18 protein-coding genes are annotated in these 18,386 nt (G+C 60.6%); 11 read left to right on the top strand and 7 right to left on the bottom strand.

What is annotated here, in order from left to right:
• Positions 1–252: 252 nt before the first annotated feature.
• The 3 genes from NCR37_RS16645 (at position 253) to NCR37_RS16635 (ending at position 2,291) form a co-directional block, all read left to right on the top strand.
• A complete protein-coding gene (locus NCR37_RS16645; RefSeq protein ID WP_250473956.1) occupies positions 253–783 on the top strand; it encodes a lecithin retinol acyltransferase family protein in 531 nt (176 codons plus the stop codon).
• Positions 784–794: 11 nt separating this feature from the next.
• Positions 795–1,043, top strand: coding sequence for a hypothetical protein (locus NCR37_RS16640; protein WP_250473955.1), 249 nt, complete (start codon positions 795–797; stop codon positions 1,041–1,043).
• A 144-nt stretch (positions 1,044–1,187) separates the two neighbouring features.
• Positions 1,188–2,291, top strand: a complete 1,104-nt coding sequence (locus tag NCR37_RS16635) for a 4-hydroxyphenylpyruvate dioxygenase family protein (RefSeq protein WP_250473954.1) — start codon at positions 1,188–1,190, stop codon at positions 2,289–2,291.
• 27 nt (positions 2,292–2,318) lie between these two features.
• Here the strand turns inward: NCR37_RS16635 and NCR37_RS16630 are convergent, their stop codons facing one another.
• Both NCR37_RS16630 and NCR37_RS16625 read right to left on the bottom strand, forming a co-directional pair.
• On the bottom strand, positions 2,319–2,690 hold the full coding sequence (locus tag NCR37_RS16630; protein WP_250473953.1) for a cupredoxin domain-containing protein: 372 nt from the start codon (positions 2,688–2,690) through the stop codon (positions 2,319–2,321).
• A complete protein-coding gene (locus tag NCR37_RS16625) occupies positions 2,687–3,586 on the bottom strand; it encodes a metallophosphoesterase family protein (protein ID WP_250474001.1) in 900 nt (299 codons plus the stop codon). The genes NCR37_RS16630 and NCR37_RS16625 overlap by 4 nt, the downstream gene beginning before the upstream one ends.
• A 267-nt stretch (positions 3,587–3,853) precedes the next feature.
• Here NCR37_RS16625 and NCR37_RS16620 point away from each other — a divergent pair, with 267 nt between their 5' ends.
• The 3 genes from NCR37_RS16620 (at position 3,854) to NCR37_RS16610 (ending at position 7,316) form a co-directional block, all read left to right on the top strand.
• Positions 3,854–4,489 (top strand): RNA polymerase sigma factor, encoded by a 636-nt coding sequence (locus NCR37_RS16620; protein ID WP_206468310.1) that lies wholly within the window; start codon positions 3,854–3,856, stop codon positions 4,487–4,489.
• Positions 4,479–5,198: an anti-sigma factor gene (locus NCR37_RS16615; protein ID WP_250473952.1), complete on the top strand. Its 720-nt coding sequence runs from the start codon at positions 4,479–4,481 to the stop codon at positions 5,196–5,198. The genes NCR37_RS16620 and NCR37_RS16615 overlap by 11 nt, the downstream gene beginning before the upstream one ends.
• An 87-nt stretch (positions 5,199–5,285) precedes the next feature.
• The gene (locus tag NCR37_RS16610) at positions 5,286–7,316 is read left to right on the top strand and encodes an acyl CoA:acetate/3-ketoacid CoA transferase (RefSeq protein ID WP_250473951.1); all 2,031 of its coding nucleotides are present in this window, start codon (positions 5,286–5,288) and stop codon (positions 7,314–7,316) included.
• Here the strand turns inward: NCR37_RS16610 and NCR37_RS16605 are convergent.
• Positions 7,313–8,821, bottom strand: coding sequence for an amino acid permease (locus tag NCR37_RS16605; protein WP_250473950.1), 1,509 nt, complete (start codon positions 8,819–8,821; stop codon positions 7,313–7,315). The two genes, NCR37_RS16610 and NCR37_RS16605, sit on opposite strands and share 4 nt — an antisense overlap.
• A gap of 329 nt (positions 8,822–9,150) precedes the next feature.
• On the opposite strand from NCR37_RS16605, the gene NCR37_RS16600 reads away from it, so the two are divergent.
• Entirely contained in the window at positions 9,151–9,807 is a 657-nt protein-coding gene (locus tag NCR37_RS16600; RefSeq protein WP_206468306.1) for a peroxiredoxin, read from the top strand.
• A gap of 52 nt (positions 9,808–9,859) precedes the next feature.
• On the opposite strand, the gene NCR37_RS16595 is transcribed toward NCR37_RS16600, so the two are convergent.
• Together NCR37_RS16595 and NCR37_RS16590 are read right to left on the bottom strand one after the other, a co-directional pair.
• Positions 9,860–10,333 carry a ferritin-like domain-containing protein gene (locus NCR37_RS16595; RefSeq protein ID WP_244849209.1) on the bottom strand — a complete coding sequence of 158 codons (474 nt, stop codon included), beginning with the start codon at positions 10,331–10,333 and terminating at the stop codon, positions 9,860–9,862.
• 99 nt (positions 10,334–10,432) lie between these two features.
• Positions 10,433–11,323, bottom strand: coding sequence for a FadR/GntR family transcriptional regulator (locus NCR37_RS16590; RefSeq protein ID WP_250473949.1), 891 nt, complete (start codon positions 11,321–11,323; stop codon positions 10,433–10,435).
• Positions 11,324–11,565: 242 nt separating this feature from the next.
• On the opposite strand from NCR37_RS16590, the gene NCR37_RS16585 reads away from it, so the two are divergent.
• The 4 genes from NCR37_RS16585 (at position 11,566) to NCR37_RS16570 (ending at position 16,069) form a co-directional block, all read left to right on the top strand.
• Positions 11,566–12,459 (top strand): ketopantoate reductase family protein, encoded by an 894-nt coding sequence (locus NCR37_RS16585; protein WP_250473948.1) that lies wholly within the window; start codon positions 11,566–11,568, stop codon positions 12,457–12,459.
• Positions 12,460–12,552: 93 nt separating this feature from the next.
• Positions 12,553–12,882, top strand: a complete 330-nt coding sequence (locus NCR37_RS16580) for a DUF4148 domain-containing protein (RefSeq protein WP_250473947.1) — start codon at positions 12,553–12,555, stop codon at positions 12,880–12,882.
• A gap of 725 nt (positions 12,883–13,607) precedes the next feature.
• Positions 13,608–14,009, top strand: coding sequence for a hypothetical protein (locus NCR37_RS16575; protein WP_250473946.1), 402 nt, complete (start codon positions 13,608–13,610; stop codon positions 14,007–14,009).
• Positions 14,010–14,266: 257 nt separating this feature from the next.
• On the top strand, positions 14,267–16,069 hold the full coding sequence (locus NCR37_RS16570; RefSeq protein ID WP_250473945.1) for a serine aminopeptidase domain-containing protein: 1,803 nt from the start codon (positions 14,267–14,269) through the stop codon (positions 16,067–16,069).
• A 6-nt stretch (positions 16,070–16,075) separates the two neighbouring features.
• On the opposite strand, the gene NCR37_RS16565 is transcribed toward NCR37_RS16570, so the two are convergent.
• Both NCR37_RS16565 and NCR37_RS16560 read right to left on the bottom strand, forming a co-directional pair.
• The gene (locus NCR37_RS16565; protein ID WP_250473944.1) at positions 16,076–17,170 is read right to left on the bottom strand and encodes an aldose epimerase family protein; all 1,095 of its coding nucleotides are present in this window, start codon (positions 17,168–17,170) and stop codon (positions 16,076–16,078) included.
• Positions 17,171–17,191: 21 nt separating this feature from the next.
• A complete protein-coding gene (locus NCR37_RS16560) occupies positions 17,192–18,379 on the bottom strand; it encodes a XylR family transcriptional regulator (RefSeq protein ID WP_250473943.1) in 1,188 nt (395 codons plus the stop codon).
• Positions 18,380–18,386: the final 7 nt, after the last annotated feature.

Raw genomic sequence — 18,386 nt, 5'->3', positions numbered from 1 at the left:
CCAACATTGTCTGCCGAAGAGAACGCTATAAACCAACACCGCCTCAGAGCCCTAACTGACGCTGGACACCCAACAAACTGTCCACACAGCGTTGGCTTAGCCTCAACACATCTGGCTGGAAGAAGGCATCGCACGCTTCGCTGAAGCCCGCAAATCGAGGCTCCGCAACGACTGGCAAGAAAGCTGCAAACGACATGGCAAACAGGCGCGAAACGAACACATCGCGCCAAGCCTGCGAGACTGGAGCGAGCCATGTCAATCACGTCAACGTCGATAAGGACCGATCAGGCGCCCGTAACGCGCGTGCTTCCGTTCGATGACGAACCGCCGGTCGGCAGCGAACTGATCACGCGCCGCTGCGGCTATGAACACCATGGCATCTATGCGGGCAACGGCAAGGTCATTCACTATGCGGGCTTCGCCAAGTCGTTGCACCGCGGTCCCGTCGAAGAAGTGACAGTCGCGCAGTTCGCAGACGGCTACGGCGTGATCGTTCGTCAACACGCTTCAGCGTACTTCGTCGGCGTCGAAGCGGTGCGTCGCGCGCGCAGCCGTCTTGGCGAGAACCGCTATCGCCTCCTGACCAACAACTGCGAGCACTTCGTCTCGTGGTGTCTGTTCGGCGAGGCGCGCAGCACGCAAGTGCGCGCCTGCCTCGTTCATCCTCGCGTCGCCATTCACGCGGTGAGAGGGCTCGTTCGAGCCTATATCGCCGCACAGCGTCGCCGTCGCGCGAATTCACTGCCTGCCTGCGCCACGGATTGCGCCGCACTGGCCATGTAAAGGAGACCATCATGCACGCTTCGGCAAACTCATTGCACAGCGCCGTCGACAAATGGCTCGCGCCGACGGTCGCCCATCCCGCGCGCGTCGCGCAACTGTGCCGCTCGCAAGTCACCGGTATCCGCTACGTGCGCATCGAGGGCTGGCATGGCGGGACGTTGATCGACATCATTTTCTTTCGTCACGACGACGGCACATGGAACGTGTTTCCGCCTCAGGCACGCCGTCCCTCGATGAATGCTCAGAGGCTTGCAGCTTGAGCCGAGCAATGCCTCGCTTTGACACGGGCGACGTGCTGCCGCTACGCTTGGCACGACCGCCCGCGTCCGTTGTGGCGTACGATGGGGCAGTCATGGTACTTTTTACGTCCGTGAACCAGCTCGTACATTTTCGAGGTATTGTCGATGACCCAGCCGCAATCCGCTGACCTTTCCACGGCCGCCGGCGCGATCCCCGATTCCGAAGCCGGGAACAACCCGCTCGGTATTGCGGGGCTGGAATTCGTGGAGTTCTCGAGCCCGGATCCGCAGGGCCTTGCCGCGCTGTTCGAACGGCTAGGCTTCGTGCCAGTGGCGCAGCACGTAAGCAAGGCCGTGACGCTTTATCGTCAGGCCAGCATGAATTTCCTGCTCAACGCCGAGCCCGATTCCTTCGCCACGCGTTTCGCAGAGACACATGGGGTGGGCATTGCGGCCATCGGCATTCGCGTGGTGAACGCGCAAATCGCTCATGAACGCGCGGTGGACTACGGCGCGTGGGACTTCGAGGGAGAGAAGATCGGCCCTAACGAACTCGCCATTCCCGCTATTCAGGGTATCGGCGATTCGCATATCTATTTCGTCGATCACTGGCCCGGCAAGAACAGCGGCGAAGCCTCGATTTATGACATCGACTTTCGGCCGCTCGATCATGAGCCCACTGGGCTCGGCGGTACGGGCCTGCTGGAAGTCGATCACTTTACGCAGACCGTCGGCGCGGGCCGCATTCGAGAGTGGCTCGACTTCTACCGGGAAGTACTGCATTTCGAAGAGATTCACGAGGTGCATCCTGACTGGCATGTGTCGCAAGATTCGGCTGTCACGGTTTCGCCGTGCGGCTCCATTCGCATTCCCGTGTATGAAGAGGGCACGTATCGCACGGATCTCATGCAGCAGTATCTGCCGGACCATGAAGGCGAGGGCGTGCAGCATATCGCGCTTGCGTCATCGGATATCTTTGCTTCTGTCGATGCGCTGCGCGCACGCGGAGTGCGCTTTCTCACGCCCCCGCCGCGCTATTACCACGAAATCGACACCCGTTTGCCGGGACATGGCCTCGATATCGAGCAACTGCGTACACGCGGCATTCTCGTCGACGGAGAAATACTTCCGGACGGCACGCCGCAACTCTTTCTTCAAACGTTTCTCGAACGCCGGCCCGGCGACATGTTCTTCGAGATTGTCGAGAGACGCGGGCATCATGGCTTCGGTGAAGGCAATCTGGATGCGATAGCAAAGGCGCAACGCTGAGAGCGCGCGTCTTTGCCTTGTCTGCAATCACCGCACGACGATGGTTCCCGTCATATGCGGATGCAACGAGCAGAAGTACTTGTACGTGCCCGGCCGATCGAACTCATGCGAGAAAGTGTCGCCGCTATCAAGCGGGTCCGATTTGAACGACTTCGCTTCATCCACGACGGTATGCAGCATGTCGTCGCGATTGATCCACGTCACCTTCGTTCCCGCCGGGACCGTGAGCGTCGGCTGGCTGAACGCGAAGTTGTCGATGGTGATGGTCGGCGCGGCCACCGCGGCGACTTGTTGTGCTGGCTCTTCGGCGCAAGCCGAGGGCATCATGCCGAAGAGTCCCTTGACGATGACCGCGACCGCTAGCTGACGCACGCATCGTCCTGCGAAAGATGCATTCATGCGCGTGCTCCTTCGAGTGACGTATCGACGATTGCCAACTGCTCGCGTCCCGGTATGTGCGTGACGGCTCGCAGGCCCAGCATGGACCGCAACTGTTCTGCGCCGACTTTCATGGGACCGGGGCCGGCTGCCGAACCGGGCGCAGGTTGAGGAAACGCAGTCGACATCGCGGAATAGAATCGCATGTCGCCTTCCACTTTTTGCGCGACCTGATGGACGTGTCCGTTCAACACTGTCACGGAACCGAAGCGCTTCAGAAGCGCGAGTGCTTGCGCGCTGTCGTCGGTGCCCCAGCCCCATTGCGGGTAGAGCGCCCAAAGCGGAATATGCGCGAAGACGACAATCGGCGTGCTGCTGGTTCTTGCCTGCAAGTCCTGTTTGAGCCACGCGAGTTGCGCGTCGCCGAGATAGCCGAGGCCGCCGCCCTTCAGGTCGAGGACATTCGTCAGGCCGATAAAATGCACACCGCCTTCATCGAAGCTATACCAGTGACGCACGCCGCCTTTGCCATACTGGCCCGCGAAGCCCGCGAAAAACGGATCGCCGTTTTCGACGAGCACGTCATGCTCGCCGGGCACGTAATGCACCGGCATGCCGGCTTCGTTGATGATCTGCGTGGCCGTGTCGAATTGAGCGGGCTTCGACAAGTGCGTGATATCGCCTGTGTGGATCATGAATGCGGGACGCTGTGGCATCGCGCGGACATGACTGATGGCTTCCTGCAGCGTCGCTGTCGGCTCCGTATTCGGATCTTTGTTGAATCCGATATGACTATCGCTGATTTGCACGAAACTGAAAGAGCGAGTGGCTTCGGCCGCATGAGCCGACGAGATCAGTTGCGAGCGCGGCACGCCGCCGCTGATCGTCCATAGCACGCCCGCACCGGCCCACGCCATGCACGAGAGAGCCGTGCGCCGGCGTTTGCCGTGATCGTCGAGTTCGGACGAACAAGATGAAGGATTGAGTTCGGTTTGCACGGCGGCTCCTTGATGAAATGACGTATCCAGCGTCCATCCAACCAGTGCAGCGCCTCCGATATTCCCAAGTAAAACTTTTTTGCCCGCGGCCGAAATACCAAGGAATAAATCGGCGAGACGAGCGGTAACAGCGAGTGTGGGCGCAATCAATAGGTTCGATTTCGGTGGCTTAGGGAGATCCGCGCAATGTGGCCAAGCAGGTCGAAGGTAGACGAGTCCCCGCATGCGCGCTTCGAAGCGACGGTCATGCCGCACCTCGATGCCGCCTATAACCTTGCGCGCTGGCTCTCGGGCAGCCCGAGCGATGCCGATGACGTCGTGCAGGAAGCCTATCTGCGCGCGTTCCGTTTCTTCTCGGGCTTCGAAGACGGCGATGAGTCGAACGCGCGGGGATGGCTGCTCGCCATCGTGCGTAATACGTGGTTCACGGAGTGGCGTCGTCGCGTGCAGTTGGCGGACGCGACGCCGTATGACGAGGAGATCGCCGGCGATCAGGCACTGCCGGGATGGTCTGACGATGCCGGCGTGAGTCCGGAGACGCTCGCGGTGCGCAAGGACGAGGTACAACTGGTGCATCGCGCGCTGGAGTCACTGCCGCTGGTCTTTCGGGAGGTGCTGGTGCTGCGTGAGTTGGAAGACATGAGTTATAAGGAAGTGGCCGCCATTACGGGCGTGCCGATAGGAACCGTGATGTCGAGACTCGCGCGCGGCCGGAAAATGCTGGCGGCAGCAGTGCGCGCAGCCCAGGGCGACAGACCGAACGTGCGGCTCGTGCGCAAGTCAGAACCGGGTCATTCCGAGGAATCGGGCAATGGACAATAACGAAACCGCCTCGCTCGAAACGAGGTTGACCGATGGCTCCCTCTATCACCGCGCGCCGGCGCACCTGCGTGCGCAAGTGCTGGCGCGCGTGCGGGACGAAGCGGCTAGCGAAGCACGCCGGCAATCGCCAACGCCTCGCACGCGCAACACATGGCGGCTGCCTTTCTCCGCGCCGTGGCCCTTCTTCGGCGGGGCATTTGCGGGCGCGACCTTATCGGCAGTCGTATTGGGCGCCGTGCTCTGGGTTCAGACCGCGGCCCGCATGCCGGCCGAATCGCCGATCGCGCAAGAGATCGTATCGAGCCATGTGCGGGCGCTCATGTCGGATCGACCAATAGACGTTCTATCCAGTGATAAACATACGGTAAAGCCGTGGTTCAACGGCCGCATCGACTATGCGCCGCCCGTCATTGACCCGGCAGGACCGGGCTATGCCCTGGTCGGCGGACGGCTCGATTACATCGGGCATCGCCCGGTAGCGGTGGTCGTTTATCGCTATCTGAAGCATCCGATCGACGTGTACGTGTTACCCGAAAAAGCATCGGCCGGAACGCAAAAGGACACGAAAGCAGTCGTCACGCGCTCGGACGACGGCTATGCGCTTGCCCGCTGGAACCAGGATGGCATGACCTTCTGGGCCGTGACCGATGCGTCGGGCGCCGTGCTGCATCAGTTCATACAGGCGATCGAGGCCGGCGCGCCTCGCTAAAGCACATAGCGCGGCGCTTCTGGACGACGCGCATTTCTCGCTGCGCCCATTTGGTGTTACCTTGCCCGAAACGGACAAGGAGACGCCATGAACAGCAGCAGCGCCCCGCCTCGTCACCACGCCTATTCGTCATCGGCACGGCTTGTCGAGCGCGGCAAGATCGTGTCGGCACGCGAGGCCGTGCGACTCATCCGCTCGGGCGACACCATCGCGACGAGCGGCTTCGTTGGTGTCGGCTTCGCGGAAGAAGTGGCAATTGCGCTCGAGGCGCGCTTTCTCGAAGGCAATACAGCCGGTGACGCCGAAGCAGACGAGCCGATCGCGGATCTCACTATCGTCTATGCCGCCGGCCAAGGCGATGGCCGTGCGAAAGGCCTCAATCATTTCGCGCATGAAGGACTCGTGAAGCGCGTGATTGGCGGCCACTGGGGACTCGTTCCCGGCTTGCAAAAGCTCGCCATCGAGAACCGCATCGAAGCGTATAACCTGCCGCAAGGCGTGATTTCCCAACTCTTTCGCGATATCGCGGCACATCGTCCCGGGCAGCTATCGACCGTCGGTCTCGGCACATTCGTCGATCCACGCAATGGCGGAGGAAAACTCAATGCCCGCACGACCGAGGATATCGTGCGTCTCATGCAGATAGACGGCACCGACTATCTGTACTACAAGTCCTTTCCCATCGACGTTGCAATCGTGCGCGGAACGACGGCCGATCTGAACGGCAACATCACGATGGAAAAGGAAGCACTGACGCTGGAAGCACTCTCTATTGCAATGGCCGCGCGCAACTCCGGCGGCATCGTCATCGCGCAAGTAGAACGGCTCGCCGAGTCGAACACGCTCAACGCGCGGCAAGTAAAAGTGCCGGGCGTCATGGTGGATTGCGTCGTTGTCGCGCGCCCGGAGAATCACTGGCAGACCTTCGGCGAGCAATACAGCGCCGCGTTTTCCAGCGAATTGCGGGTCGCCGCGGGTTCGCTGCCGCCCATGCCGCTCAACGAACGCAAGGTGATCGCGCGTCGCGCCGCGTTCGAACTGATGGCCAATAGCGTGGTGAATCTCGGCATCGGCATGCCGGAAGGCATTGCGAGCGTGGCCAACGAAGAACAGGTGATCGACCTCTTTACGATGACGACCGAACCGGGCGTGATAGGCGGCATCCCGGCTGGCGGCCTGAATTTCGGCGCCGCGACGAACACGCAGGCAATCATCGACCAGCCTTACCAGTTCGATTTCTACGATGGCGGAGGGCTGGATATCGCCTTCCTCGGGCTTGCGCAAGCCGACCGCGAAGGCAATCTCAATGTCAGCAAGTTCGGCCCCAAGCTCGCCGGCGCGGGCGGGTTCATCAACATTAGTCAGTCGGCCAAGAAGGTGGTTTTCGTCGGAACGTTCAACGCGGGCAAGCTCGATATTGTTATCGAAGACAGCAAGCTCATCATTCGCCGAGACGGGAATTGCCGCAAATTCGTGGATGCCGTCGAGCATCGCACGTTCAGCGGACCCTATGCGGTGGAGCGCGGTCAGACGGTGATTTACATTACCGAACGCTGTGTGTTCGAACTGACTAGCGAGGGATTGGCACTGAAGGAAGTGGCACCCGGCATCGATGTCGAGCGCGATATCGTGGCTCAGATGGACTTCCGGCCCGTGATTGCGTCCGCTCCGAGCCTGATGGATCCGCGCATATTCACGGAAGAGCCGATGGGCCTGCGCAAGATCCTGCTAGGCCTCGATCTCTCGGAGCGATTCAGCTACGACGCGGATAAGAATCTTTTCTTCATCAACTTCGAAGGCTTTGAAGTGGCGAGCCTGCACGACGTCGAAGCGATTCGCCTCGAAGTCGAGAAGCAACTCGCCGGCGTAAGCGTCAAGCCGCACGCTATCGTCAACTATGATAATTTTTCCATTCGCCCCAGCATGCTCGACGCTTATTCGGAGATGGTCACGGGGCTAGTCAGTCAGTTCTATGGCGGCGTGACGCGCTATACGACGAGCAGCTTCCTACGCATGAAACTCGGCGATGCGCTGAAACGACGGGGCGTCGCGCCTTATATCTACGAAAGTCCGCAGGAAGCGCGCGAACATGGCACCCGGCGGCCACGTCGACCTTAGCTTCTTGCTGTCTGAGCCGGGGGCGTTTGCTTGTCCACCCGCAAGCGGCTATGGCGTATGCCGTATGTGAAGTAGATGACGATGCCGATCGCCATCCATATGATGAGTCGTATCCATGTATCGGCAGGCAAGCCGGACATGAGGAAGACCGACGAGATCGCCCCTAACGGAGCCACGATGAACACGGCGGGCGTTTTGAAGGCCCGCTTCAACTCGGGTTGCTTGATGCGCAAGACCAGCACGCCGACGCAGACAACGGCGAATGCGAACAGCGTGCCGATGCTGACGAGTTCGCCTACGAGGCCGATCGGAAGCAGGCCTGCAAGGACCATCACGATCAGGCCGGTGATGATCGTCGTGATGTACGGCGTATGGAAGCGCGGATGAATCTTCGAGGCGAAGGGCGGCAGCAACCCGTCTCGCGCCATCGAATAGAAAATACGCGGCTGACTCAGCAACAGAACGAGAATGACCGATGTCAGGCCGAAGATCGCGCCCAGCTTTACGATAGGCGAGAGCCAGCGCATGCCGATGGCATCCACGCCGACCGCGATCGGGTCGGACACGTTCAGCTTGTCGTACGACACGATGCCCGTCAGCACGTACGAGACGAGGACATACAAGATCGTGCAGATGGTGAGCGAGCCGAGCAGGCCGATCGGCATGTCGCGGCGTGGATTACGCGTCTCCTGCGCGACGCACGACACTGAATCGAAGCCGATATAAGCGAAAAAGACGACCGCCGCTCCGCGCAGTACGCCGCTCATGCCGTACACGCCGGATTCGCCGGTATTGGGTGGAATGAACGCGCCTGTGGGATTCTTTGCGGTGACCCAATGACTCGTATCGACATACGCAATGCCTGCCGCGATGAACGCGAGCACGATAAGCACTTTGATGACGACGATGAAGCTGTTCACCCGCGCCGATTCGCGAATGCCTATCACCAGCAGGATGGTGATGAGCCCGACGATGACCATGGCGGGCACGTTCAGGATAGCGCCTGCGTGACTCCATCCCTTGCCGGGGTCATAGGCGAAGGGCGCTTGTGAGAGCTGCGCAGGAATATCGATATGCAGTGAGTGCAGGAAGCTGACGACATAGCCCGACCAGCCGATCGCCACCGTCGTTGCGCCGACGGCATATTCCAGTATCAAGTCCCAGCCGATGAGCCATGCGATCAGCTCGCCCATCGTCGCGTAAGCGTACGTGTAAGCGCTTCCTGAGACGGGTACGGTCGAAGCCATTTCCGCATAACAAAGGCCGGCAAGCGCGCATACGATTGCGCCCAGCACAAACGATATGACGATGGCAGGGCCCGCATTCGAAGCCGCCGCGTGTCCCGTGAGCACGAATATACCCGCCCCGATAATGCAGCCGATGCCGAGCATGGTGACATCGAGCGCGGTAAGCGAGCGTTTCAACGCGTGGCCGCCTTGCTCCTGCAAACCCTCGTCTGTCTCCGATGCTTCTTTTTGCAGTGCAGCGACGGTCTTTCTCTGCATGACGGCCACGATCACCTCCGGTCCCTTGGCAGGACAGTTGCAGGGCGACGAGTCATCGCCGGCCTGGGTTGCAGTTTCGTAATAGCAGATTTTGCCGAGGAATACGAGAACGAAGCCACGCATGCCCGCGCGCATGGGCCAAGAAGCGCCCGGTCGCTGTTAGCATTCTCCGTGCCGAAGACCGCATGCGCAGCGGGGTGATTCATGGCGGTGGTCCGCTCTCGCGCGGAGCGGCACTATAATCGGCTTGTCGGTTTCGCTTTGACCAAGGGGACCTGTTGCACGAAGGCGCAACGCTCTCTGATTATTCCTTGACGTGGAGATCAAATATGTCCATCCGCATTGGCGATGAAGCCCCCGATTTCACCGCAGAAACCACCGAAGGCCCGATTCGCTTTCACGAGTGGATCGGCGACAAGTGGGCGATCCTTTTCTCGCATCCCAAGGACTTCACGCCCGTCTGCACCACCGAGCTCGGCTATATGGCGAAGCTGAAGCCCGAGTTTGACAAGCGCAACACCAAGATCATCGGTTTGTCGATCGATCCGGTCGACAATCATGCCAAGTGGGCGAAAGACATCGAGGAAACACAGGGCACGGCCGTCAATTACCCGATGATCGGCGATGCGGATCTGACCGTCGCCAAGCTCTACGACATGATTCATCCGAATGCGAGCGGCGGCGGTCCGCGCACGGCCGTCGACAACGCCACCATTCGGGCCGTATTCATCATCGGTCCGGACAAGAAGATGAAAGCGACCTTCACGTATCCGATGAGCGCGGGCCGCAATTTCGACGAAGTGCTCAGGTTGCTGGACGCGCTGCAACTGAACGCGAAGCATACCGTTGCCACGCCGGTGAACTGGAAGCCGGGCGATGACGTCATCATCCCGACCTCGGTTTCCGACGAAGACGCCAAGAAGAAGTATCCGGAAGGCTTCAAGACGCTCAAGCCTTATCTGCGTACGGTTGCGCAGCCGAAATAAGCGGTTGCCGGACCTTCGATGCGCTGTGCGGTGTCCCGCGCAGCGCACGTTCTCAGACGTGCCCCGTGCGTCTTTCCGGAGACGTGTCGACTTCTCCGGGACGGCGCAGCATCTTGTCCACTTCGCCTGCGTGCAGTTCTTCGGTCTGAATCATCTGCCGCGCATACTCCTCCAGCGCAACCGAGCGGTCTTCCACGAGCCTCAAAAGATCGCGATAAAGGTCGAGCGCGACTTTTTCTGCTTGCAGCGACTCGCGAAGAATGGTCGCGATATCGAACGTGTGATTGTCCAGCAGCGGGCCGATTTCCAGCGATGGATACGCGCCGAGTGTGGTGATCCATTCGCCCGCCTGATGCGCGTGCATCAGCGATTCATCCGCCTGTGCGCGCAGCCATGAAACGATCGGTATGCGGCCGAACCCGAAGACGAGAAACGAATAGTGCGTGTAGCGCACGACGCCGGCGAGTTCGGATTCGAGAATCCGGTTCAATACGGCGACGACCTCTTCCTTGTCGAGTTCTGCCATCTCTGCCTCCGAGTCTCAATGCCGAGCGGCTGGCACACCGAATCATTGACCCATTGTAGTCATTGATTCCTGCACTCGCATTGGAAAAGGCAGAGGCGATCACACCGCTTCTTCGATCCACATGGAAGAAGTACGCTCGAGCATGTGCGACATGATCGAGCGCGCGCCTTCTGAATCGCCCGCGTCGATGGCGCGGACCACTTTCCCGTAATCGCTGATCTCCGACTCGGGCATGCGCGAAAGCCCCTGAGAGGGATTGCGCAACGTAGCTTTGATCGTCCTCATAGCCACACGCACCACGCTACCCATCTGGCGCAGAATCTCGTCGCCGCTGGCATCGAGAATAGCGGTCAACAACGCTTCCTCCGTGGTCGCGTGGGTGTTCTCTTCGGGACTCGCATGCACGAGGCGCTGAAAGGCGGCATTGATACCGATGCGCTGATGCCTGTTTGCACGCGCCGCCGCAAGCGCGGCCGCCGGTGGATCGACGAGCGACCGAAACTCGACGAGACGTCGCAGACAGTCCGGATCCGGCAGGGCGCGCAAGCGCCACTCGGCCACTTCAGAATCGATGATGAGCCACTCGTGCGCAGGCCGAATGCGGGTGCCTGTCTTCGGCCGCACATCCAGCATGCGCCGCGAGATGAGAACGCTCAATGCCTCGCGCATGATGGTGCGGGAGACACCATGCTTCTGCGAGAGAAGGATTTGAGGCGGCAGAATGTTGTCCTTGTATTCTCCGTTGATAATGCCCGCGACGAGTTGGTTCACCACGCGCTTGACGAGCGATGCTTCATATCCATGGTTCATTTTTTGTTCTCGTGAAAACACCCCACGCTCCGGCTGCGCGTCGCCCGTTGCCGGGCCGCTACCGCTTTCCCTGCCATGCGGCGCCTCGGCGCGCCGTGTATTGGTCTCCCTACATTGCCTGCCTTCCCGGCACCCTTCGCCGGGAAGGCGTGCAGCACATACCCCATAGCGGTCGGTCATGGTCTGGAAACGCGCCGTCTATCCGCTGCAGCAAGCGTATCGTCCCTCGGCATGCTTTAACAATATGGTTCATTGGGAATTCGACTGACTATCGTGCGTCGTCCCACAAAGTTGCGCCGGCATGCAGAGCGCAAGCGTTTGCGGGTCGAAGCCCGTGCCGGAAGCCCTTAGCGGTGTTGTGATATTTTCCCGTTGCAAAGCGAACGGACTTCGCGTGATGCAGTGACCAGGAGAAAGGAAACATGAAGATTGCTGTCATGGGTGCGGGTGCAGTGGGCTGTTATTACGGCGGCATGCTCGCTCGCGCAGGACATGAAGTCGCGTTTATTGCCCGGCCCCAGCACGTCGAAGCAATCCAGCGAGAAGGCTTGAGGCTCGACACGCAGACTTTCGATGAGCACGTCCGCGTGTTGGCCAGTACAGACGCGAGCGCGGCGAAGGGCGCGCAGTTGGTGCTGTTCTGCGTCAAGTCGACGGATACGGACAGCGCCGCACAGGCACTCAAACCATGTCTCGATGCAGGCGCGCTGGTCTTGTCGCTGCAAAACGGCGTGGAAAACGCCGAGCGTTTGCGCCAGTTGCTGCCGCAAGAAGTTGCGGCGGCCGTAGTCTATGTCGCGGCGGAAATGGCGGGTCCGGGGCATATTCGTCATCATGGGCGTGGCGAACTGGTCATCGAACCTTCGAGCATGAGCGAAGACGTCGCGCATATGTTCGCCGCCGCGAGCGTGCCTACCGAGATATCGGACAACGTGCGTGGCGCGTTATGGGCGAAGCTTGTTCTCAACTGTGCGTACAACGCGCTTTCGGCGATTGCACAGGTGCCTTATGGGCGACTGGTTCAGGGCGAGGGCGTCACGCGCGCGATGCGCGACGTCATCGACGAGTGCGTTGCAGTCGCCAAGGCCGATGGCGTGATGCTTCCCGGCGATGTGGATGCCGCCGTGCGCCGCATTGCCGAGACCATGCCCAACCAATATTCGTCTACGGCCCAGGATCTCGCGCGCGGCAAGCACAGCGAGATCGACCACCTCAACGGTTTGATCGTTCGACGCGGGGAAGCGCTGGGGGTGCCCACGGCCGCTAACCGCATGCTCCATGTGCTGGTCAAACTGGTCGAAGCCAGGGCGAAATGAGAAGGCGGCGGGCAGCGCAGGAACGGCCGATGCTGAATGTTGGGAGCAGGCGCAGAAATGCTGTCGCGCCGTCTAACAACTGGAGGATCTGTCATGAAGTCGATCGTTAAAGCAGTCGCTGCTGCCGCTATGCTCGCTGCCCCGGCGCTTAGCTTCGCGCAAACCGGCTCCGCCGTCGATCGCGGTCAGGTGCAGCAGGATTTGCGGCAGGTAGAAGCCGCAGGCTATAACCCTGGACAGTCGGATCGCACGACCTATCCGAGCGATGTCCAGAATGCAGAGAGCCGCGTCTCGGGCCAGAATGGTGCAATGCGGGGCGCCAGCAGCGCATATGGTGGCGTCCACAGCGGGACATCTGCAGCGGGCATGCGCGCATTGCGACCGATGAACGATGCAAACAAGCCGGTTTATTTCGGGCACTGATTTTCGGCGAATTACGTCGTTGACGGCGGGCTGCCCCGAGGGTGTCGGATGGCGCCTTCGCGCAGCCCCTCGTGCCTGTGCGTGGCGCTCTGGCACTCGAGCCTGATTGCGCCAGTCTATGACTATTTCAATCCGCGACTCATTAAACGACCATTGAGATCGCACGCGTCGATAGTGTGCAATTGATGCGGTTCTCGACAACCTTTGTTCAATGAGCGGTGCTTAGTCCACGCGAATAATAAAGTTAATCTTCAGCGACTACGTATGACTTCGCTTATCCGGTGCCGGCCAATGGCTCATGCGGACGCACCAGAAGGAAGAACTACCGGTTGACAGTTTGATGAAAAACACGGGGCTGCAAAAACAGCATTCTGTTCTTGGTTAGGCGCGATATGTTTGCTAGCATGTAAACACCATCGAGCTGAACCAACACTGGCTCTCGCCCGGTGGCACAAGATTCATCGTTAATGATTGTCTCGCACTGACAGTCGCTTGCCGAACGTTGACGCAATGCTAACGGAATCTCTCACTATTTGACTGCGTTCCAATCTTCGCATCGAGCGAATCGACGCTAATTTGCCGTGCCAGTCATGTCGAACATGACTGTGAGTATCGGCATTTCTCTTTGCTTTAACAGTTGAAAGCAGGCCAGTTTTAGCCGCCATCGGCTTTAGCGGATGGTGTGCGGTCGCGCGCCTGCAATCCGTGATATGGCGGGAGGGAAAGTGGAAACCGAACTGAGTCTCAAACTGGCAAAGGCATTACGACGCTGTGCCTCGCATCGGCAATTGCTGACCTATCAGCGTTTCCATGCGTTGTGCGACAAGAGCGTCCCGCTTACACAGCGTTACGCCGCTTTGGAGTCCGCAGTCAGGACGCTTGGCGACGTCGAGGATATCGACTATGGCGTGCTTTTGGCGCTCGACAGCGGCTTGCCCGGGGCCGAGTTCTTTCAGCGTTACTTGCGCTACCGCCGCGGCGAATACGTCGCAATGATGGGCGACCCGAGATTTCATCGTCAAACAGTGGCCTCGAAGAAGGCCCTTGTCGCCCGAGAGCGCGACCGTGTCTACGCCCATGCGCGCCTTGCTGCACAAGAAGCCGTGAATCCCGCAATGGCCGCCTGAAGCGGAGAGGGAATACGGGCGGTGCCTTCGTCTACCACACCACAATGACTCAGGCGCTGCCATAGCCGCCAATCGTTAGCTTATTCAAACGAAATGTCGGAAGCCGACATTGCGAAGTCGACTTGCTCAATATAATCGCGACAACCAGCACACCGACGCTGCGGATCTCGCACGACGAATCCCGCGGCAAAAGGCGAGCAAAGGGAGCGGGGGCATCCCTTGGGATTCGTGTACGTCGCCAGAGCGAGGACAGAACAATGAGACCGGTCGTATTCGGTGGGCGATTGGGGTGGCTGCATGCAGGAACGGGTAAGCGGGGCGTCGTGCTTTGCAATACCTATGGCCATGAGTATGTCTGGACGTATAGCGGCTTGCGTCTGCTTGCGGAGTTGCTCGCGGCTCGCGGCCTTTGGGTCTTGCGTTTCGACTACATGGGCACAGGCGATTCCATCGGAGACGACGCCGCGCCGGGTCAGTTCGAGTCGGCGGTCGATGACATCGGCGCCGCCGTCGATTTTCTGAAAGAGCAGACGGGCGTCGAACACGTTGCGCTCTGCGGCTTCCGAGTGGGCGCCGCATTCGCGTTGCATGCCGCACTGCGCCGCCCCGTGGACGAACTCATGCTTCTCGCGCCAGTCGTGAGCGGGCGCACGTACATGCGCGAACTGAGCGTGACGCGCAAGACCTGGCTAGAGAAGCTCGCAGCGCCGTTGCGGGAAGCGCAGCCACAGGACGGACCGCTCAACGTTCTGGGTCAAACTTATGCTGAAGACTTCAGGCGTGCTCTCGAAGCCGTTGATCTGACGGCCAGCGTCAAACAATCGGGCATTGCACCCGCGCCCCGCGTGCTGTTGATGCACGGACGTGCCGGTTCGAAAGACGCCTTGCGCGATGCGCTTGCTTCGCTCGATGTCGATGTACAGGTTCAGACCTTCGACGACCTCACCGGATTCATTCAGGAATCGGCCTTCACGGTCATCCCGCATGCAGCGTTCGGACAGGCGGTGCAGTGGCTTGCCGCCGGGACGCACGAGCGTTGCACCGAACCGTCGATGTCGTCTGAATGGCCTGAAGACCTGAGCATCGAAACGCCCGAAGCCATCGAGCGGCCCGTGATAATAGGCGATGACGGACTCATCGGCATCATGTGCGAACCGCGCCGTCCCGTGTCGCGTGGGTCTGCATTCCTGCTTGCCAATACATCGGCCAGTTCGCGTGTAGGCGATAGCCGGCTCTCCGTGCGCATTGCGCGCGATCTCGCTAGACGTGGCATCGCCTCGTTGCGTTTCGATGCGCGTGGCCGCGGCGATAGTCCCGCTGCACCCGGCGTGGGTCAGACGGATACGCCCTATAGCCGCATCTATCATCCGGTCGCGACGCGCGATACGGCGGCGGCCGCACGGTGGCTCTCGCAACGCGGCTATGCGTCGATTTTCTCGTTCGGCATATGTTCCGGCGCCTATCACGCACTCAAGGCGGCCGCGTCCGAGCCCGCTATTACAGGCGTGGTCGCCGTGAACATTCCGACATTCAAACAGCCCGAGGACAAGTCAGCGGACGAGATGCGTCAATCGACACGCAATTCGATGGCGGGCTACGCAGCGTCCATGTTCGAGTTGCAGAAATGGAAAGCGATATTGCGCGGCGATAAAAACCTGCTGCGCGTGCTCGGCTTCATTGCGGGCTATGCGGGGACGCGCATGCGTTCGCGCATCGCGGACACGTTCCGCCTCGACAGCTCGACTGTTGCATCTGTCGAGCAAGCGACGACGCCTCAAGCGATTGCCCGCGTGCTCGATGCGAAGGGCGTCAAGACCTTGCTCGTCTATGGCAGCTATGACGCGGGGCTCGATCTGCTGGCTGCGCATTGCGGCAAGCTGGGCATGCGCTTGTCGCGATACCCGAACGTCCGAGTAATGACGTTTCCGGACATCGACCATTCGCTATTCAATCCGGCGAGCGCGGCGCAGGTCATTGCGCTGTGCGAAAGCGTCATCAAGGAAACGAACGCGCCGCTACGAGAGGGGACATTGGGCGTGCGCGCGCCCGCTGTCTCCTGAGCGAATCTATCGCACGCCGACGCGATAGCGCGTGGTCTGGCTGTAGCGCTCTCCCGGCCTCAGCACCACGCGCGACGCATCCGGCATATTGATCTGGTTCGGGAACGCACCGGCTTCGAGGCACAGTCCCGCATGAATGCGATACGGCTTGCCGTCGCGGCCGGGCACGCCTTGCAGATAGTTGCCGGTATAAAACTGCAAGCCGGGCGCGTCCGTCGATACGGTGAGCTCTCTTCCGCTCGCAGGGTCGTACAGCACTGCGACCTTGCGCACGCCGGCCTCGTTCGTATCCGGCAGGATATAGCAATGATCGAAGCCGCCGGCGTGTGCAAGACGAGCATCCGGCCAGTCCAGCCGCGCGCCGCTCGGCGCGCCCGCGCGAAAGTCGAACGCATTGCCGACCACGCTTGCGCGAGCGACGGGAATCATGGCGTCGTCTATGTCGAAGAAGCTTTCGGCGTCTATCGCAATGACGTGGCCGCGTATGTCGCATGCGCCGGGCGAACCGTCGCCGGACAAGTTGAAATACGCATGATTCGTCAGATTGATGGGCGTGGGTGCGTCCGCGACGGCATCGTACTGAATCGTGAGCGTGCCATCGTCGTCGAGCGCATAGCGCACTGTCGTTACGACGTTGCCCGGAAAGCCCGCATCGCCTTCCGGCGACTCGTGCGCGAGCACCAATGCGCCGTCGCTCTCTCGCGCGCTCCAGATCGCTCGATGAAACCCGGCTGCGCCGCCATGAAGATGTTGCGAGCCTTCGTTGCGATCGAGCGAATAAGTCACGCCGTCCAGCGTGAAGCGCGCATCGCGAATGCGATTGGCCCATCGCCCGATGATGCCGCCCAGATACGCGCGACCCTTGAAATAGGCTTCGGGCGTGTCGTGTCCGAGCAGAACATCGGCCACGCGGCCCGCGCGATCCGCTGTATGCCATGAGACGAGCGTCGCGCCGAGATCGCTGATCGCGACTCTCATGCCGTGTGCGTTGCGCAGCGTAAAGAGACGCACGCTGTCTCCGCCTGGCAGGCTGCCCCAGCGCTCGGCGGAGATTCGGTCGGCGTTCGTTCGGGCAGCGCCCTCGGTGTCGGCGATATTCATAAGTCGATACCCTTCGTGGCGTCAGGCGGTGTGCGAAGACGTGGCCTGAAGCCGTTCCTGATATTCGCGCGGTGTGCAATCGAGCTCGCGCCTGAAGACGGCGTACATGTATTGCAGCGATGTGAAGCCACAGCGTATCGCCACTTCCGCGCTGGGTATGTCCTGTTTCGCAAGCAATTGCTTGGCCACCTGTAGCTTGTGGCTGAGGATCTCCTGATGCACGGTGCAACCGAGTTCGCGCCGGAAGTGATCTTCGAGTGACGAACGCGATACACCGACGTAATCCGCCACCTGGTCGGTCTTGATGCCCTGGCATCCGTATTGGCGAATGTAATGGCGCGCGCGCATCACGTAAGGGCTCGCCACGGGTTGATGGCGCGTGGATTCCAGCACCTTGATGCCGACCGGCGGCACCAGTATTCGCCGCCCTGCAAAGCGCGCCCCGCCGAGCATCTGATGCAGCAGGTGGGCGGCCGTTCGTCCCATCTCCTCTGTTCCCTGGATCACCGACGAAAGCTCGATGCGCGTGAGCGAGCGCGTGAGCGGATCGTTGTCGATACCGATGATCGCGACTTCCTCGGGCACCGCAATGCCTGAAATGAGGCACGCTTGCAGCAGATGCCGCGCGCGCGCATCGGTGACGGCGATGATGCCGACGGGCTTTGGCAGACTTTGCAGCCACGATGTGAGTTCGGCGCTCGCCTGGCTCCATACCGGAGCGCTCGTCGGCAAGCCGCGATGGATCTCCGCTTCGAGTCCGTCCGCCTCGACCAGCGCCTGAAACGCGTGTTCGCGCTCTTGAGCCCAGCGGTTCTCGCTGGACTCCGGCAGGCTGTACAGCGCAAAGCGTTGCAGCCCTGCGCTGATGAGATGCGTATAGGCGAGCGATACGAGCTTGGCGTTGTCTGTGGCGATATAGGGCAACGATGAGGGGTAGCAGGCCGCATCGTGATACGAGCCGCCTACGGCGACGACCGGAAGCGGACAATCGGCGAGCGCGTCGCAGACGGCGGGGTCATCGAAATCCGCGATGATGCCGTCGCCGTCGAAACGTTCGATGCCGGTCAGCCGCGCCCTGAAATCCTCTTCCAGGAAGAGGTCCCACGCGACGCGCGTGGAGAGCAGGTATTGGCCGATGCCCGTGATGATCTCGCGGTCGTACACCTTGTTGGCGTTGAAGAGCAACGCGATGCGATGCGGACGATTCATGAAAATC

Source organism: Caballeronia sp. GAFFF1, from assembly GCF_023630705.1.
Lineage (GTDB): Bacteria > Pseudomonadota > Gammaproteobacteria > Burkholderiales > Burkholderiaceae > Caballeronia.
The sequence above is the reverse complement of the archived record's forward strand: the minus strand, read 5'-3'. Positions and strand labels throughout refer to the sequence as shown.

Coding starts and splice junctions, on each gene's coding strand:
- NCR37_RS16565 (WP_250473944.1), bottom strand. CDS start 17,170: ATGAATATCGCCGACACCGAGGGCGCTGCCCGAACGAACGCCGACCGA.
- NCR37_RS16605 (WP_250473950.1), bottom strand. CDS start 8,821: ATGCAGAGAAAGACCGTCGCTGCACTGCAAAAAGAAGCATCGGAGACA.
- NCR37_RS16580 (WP_250473947.1), top strand. CDS start 12,553: ATGAAGTCGATCGTTAAAGCAGTCGCTGCTGCCGCTATGCTCGCTGCC.
- NCR37_RS16590 (WP_250473949.1), bottom strand. CDS start 11,323: ATGACCGACCGCTATGGGGTATGTGCTGCACGCCTTCCCGGCGAAGGG.
- NCR37_RS16570 (WP_250473945.1), top strand. CDS start 14,267: ATGAGACCGGTCGTATTCGGTGGGCGATTGGGGTGGCTGCATGCAGGA.
- NCR37_RS16615 (WP_250473952.1), top strand. CDS start 4,479: ATGGACAATAACGAAACCGCCTCGCTCGAAACGAGGTTGACCGATGGC.
- NCR37_RS16620 (WP_206468310.1), top strand. CDS start 3,854: ATGTGGCCAAGCAGGTCGAAGGTAGACGAGTCCCCGCATGCGCGCTTC.
- NCR37_RS16595 (WP_244849209.1), bottom strand. CDS start 10,333: ATGGCAGAACTCGACAAGGAAGAGGTCGTCGCCGTATTGAACCGGATT.
- NCR37_RS16625 (WP_250474001.1), bottom strand. CDS start 3,586: ATGGCGTGGGCCGGTGCGGGCGTGCTATGGACGATCAGCGGCGGCGTG.
- NCR37_RS16600 (WP_206468306.1), top strand. CDS start 9,151: ATGTCCATCCGCATTGGCGATGAAGCCCCCGATTTCACCGCAGAAACC.
- NCR37_RS16640 (WP_250473955.1), top strand. CDS start 795: ATGCACGCTTCGGCAAACTCATTGCACAGCGCCGTCGACAAATGGCTC.
- NCR37_RS16630 (WP_250473953.1), bottom strand. CDS start 2,690: ATGAATGCATCTTTCGCAGGACGATGCGTGCGTCAGCTAGCGGTCGCG.
- NCR37_RS16585 (WP_250473948.1), top strand. CDS start 11,566: ATGAAGATTGCTGTCATGGGTGCGGGTGCAGTGGGCTGTTATTACGGC.
- NCR37_RS16635 (WP_250473954.1), top strand. CDS start 1,188: ATGACCCAGCCGCAATCCGCTGACCTTTCCACGGCCGCCGGCGCGATC.
- NCR37_RS16610 (WP_250473951.1), top strand. CDS start 5,286: ATGAACAGCAGCAGCGCCCCGCCTCGTCACCACGCCTATTCGTCATCG.
- NCR37_RS16645 (WP_250473956.1), top strand. CDS start 253: ATGTCAATCACGTCAACGTCGATAAGGACCGATCAGGCGCCCGTAACG.
- NCR37_RS16560 (WP_250473943.1), bottom strand. CDS start 18,379: ATGAATCGTCCGCATCGCATCGCGTTGCTCTTCAACGCCAACAAGGTG.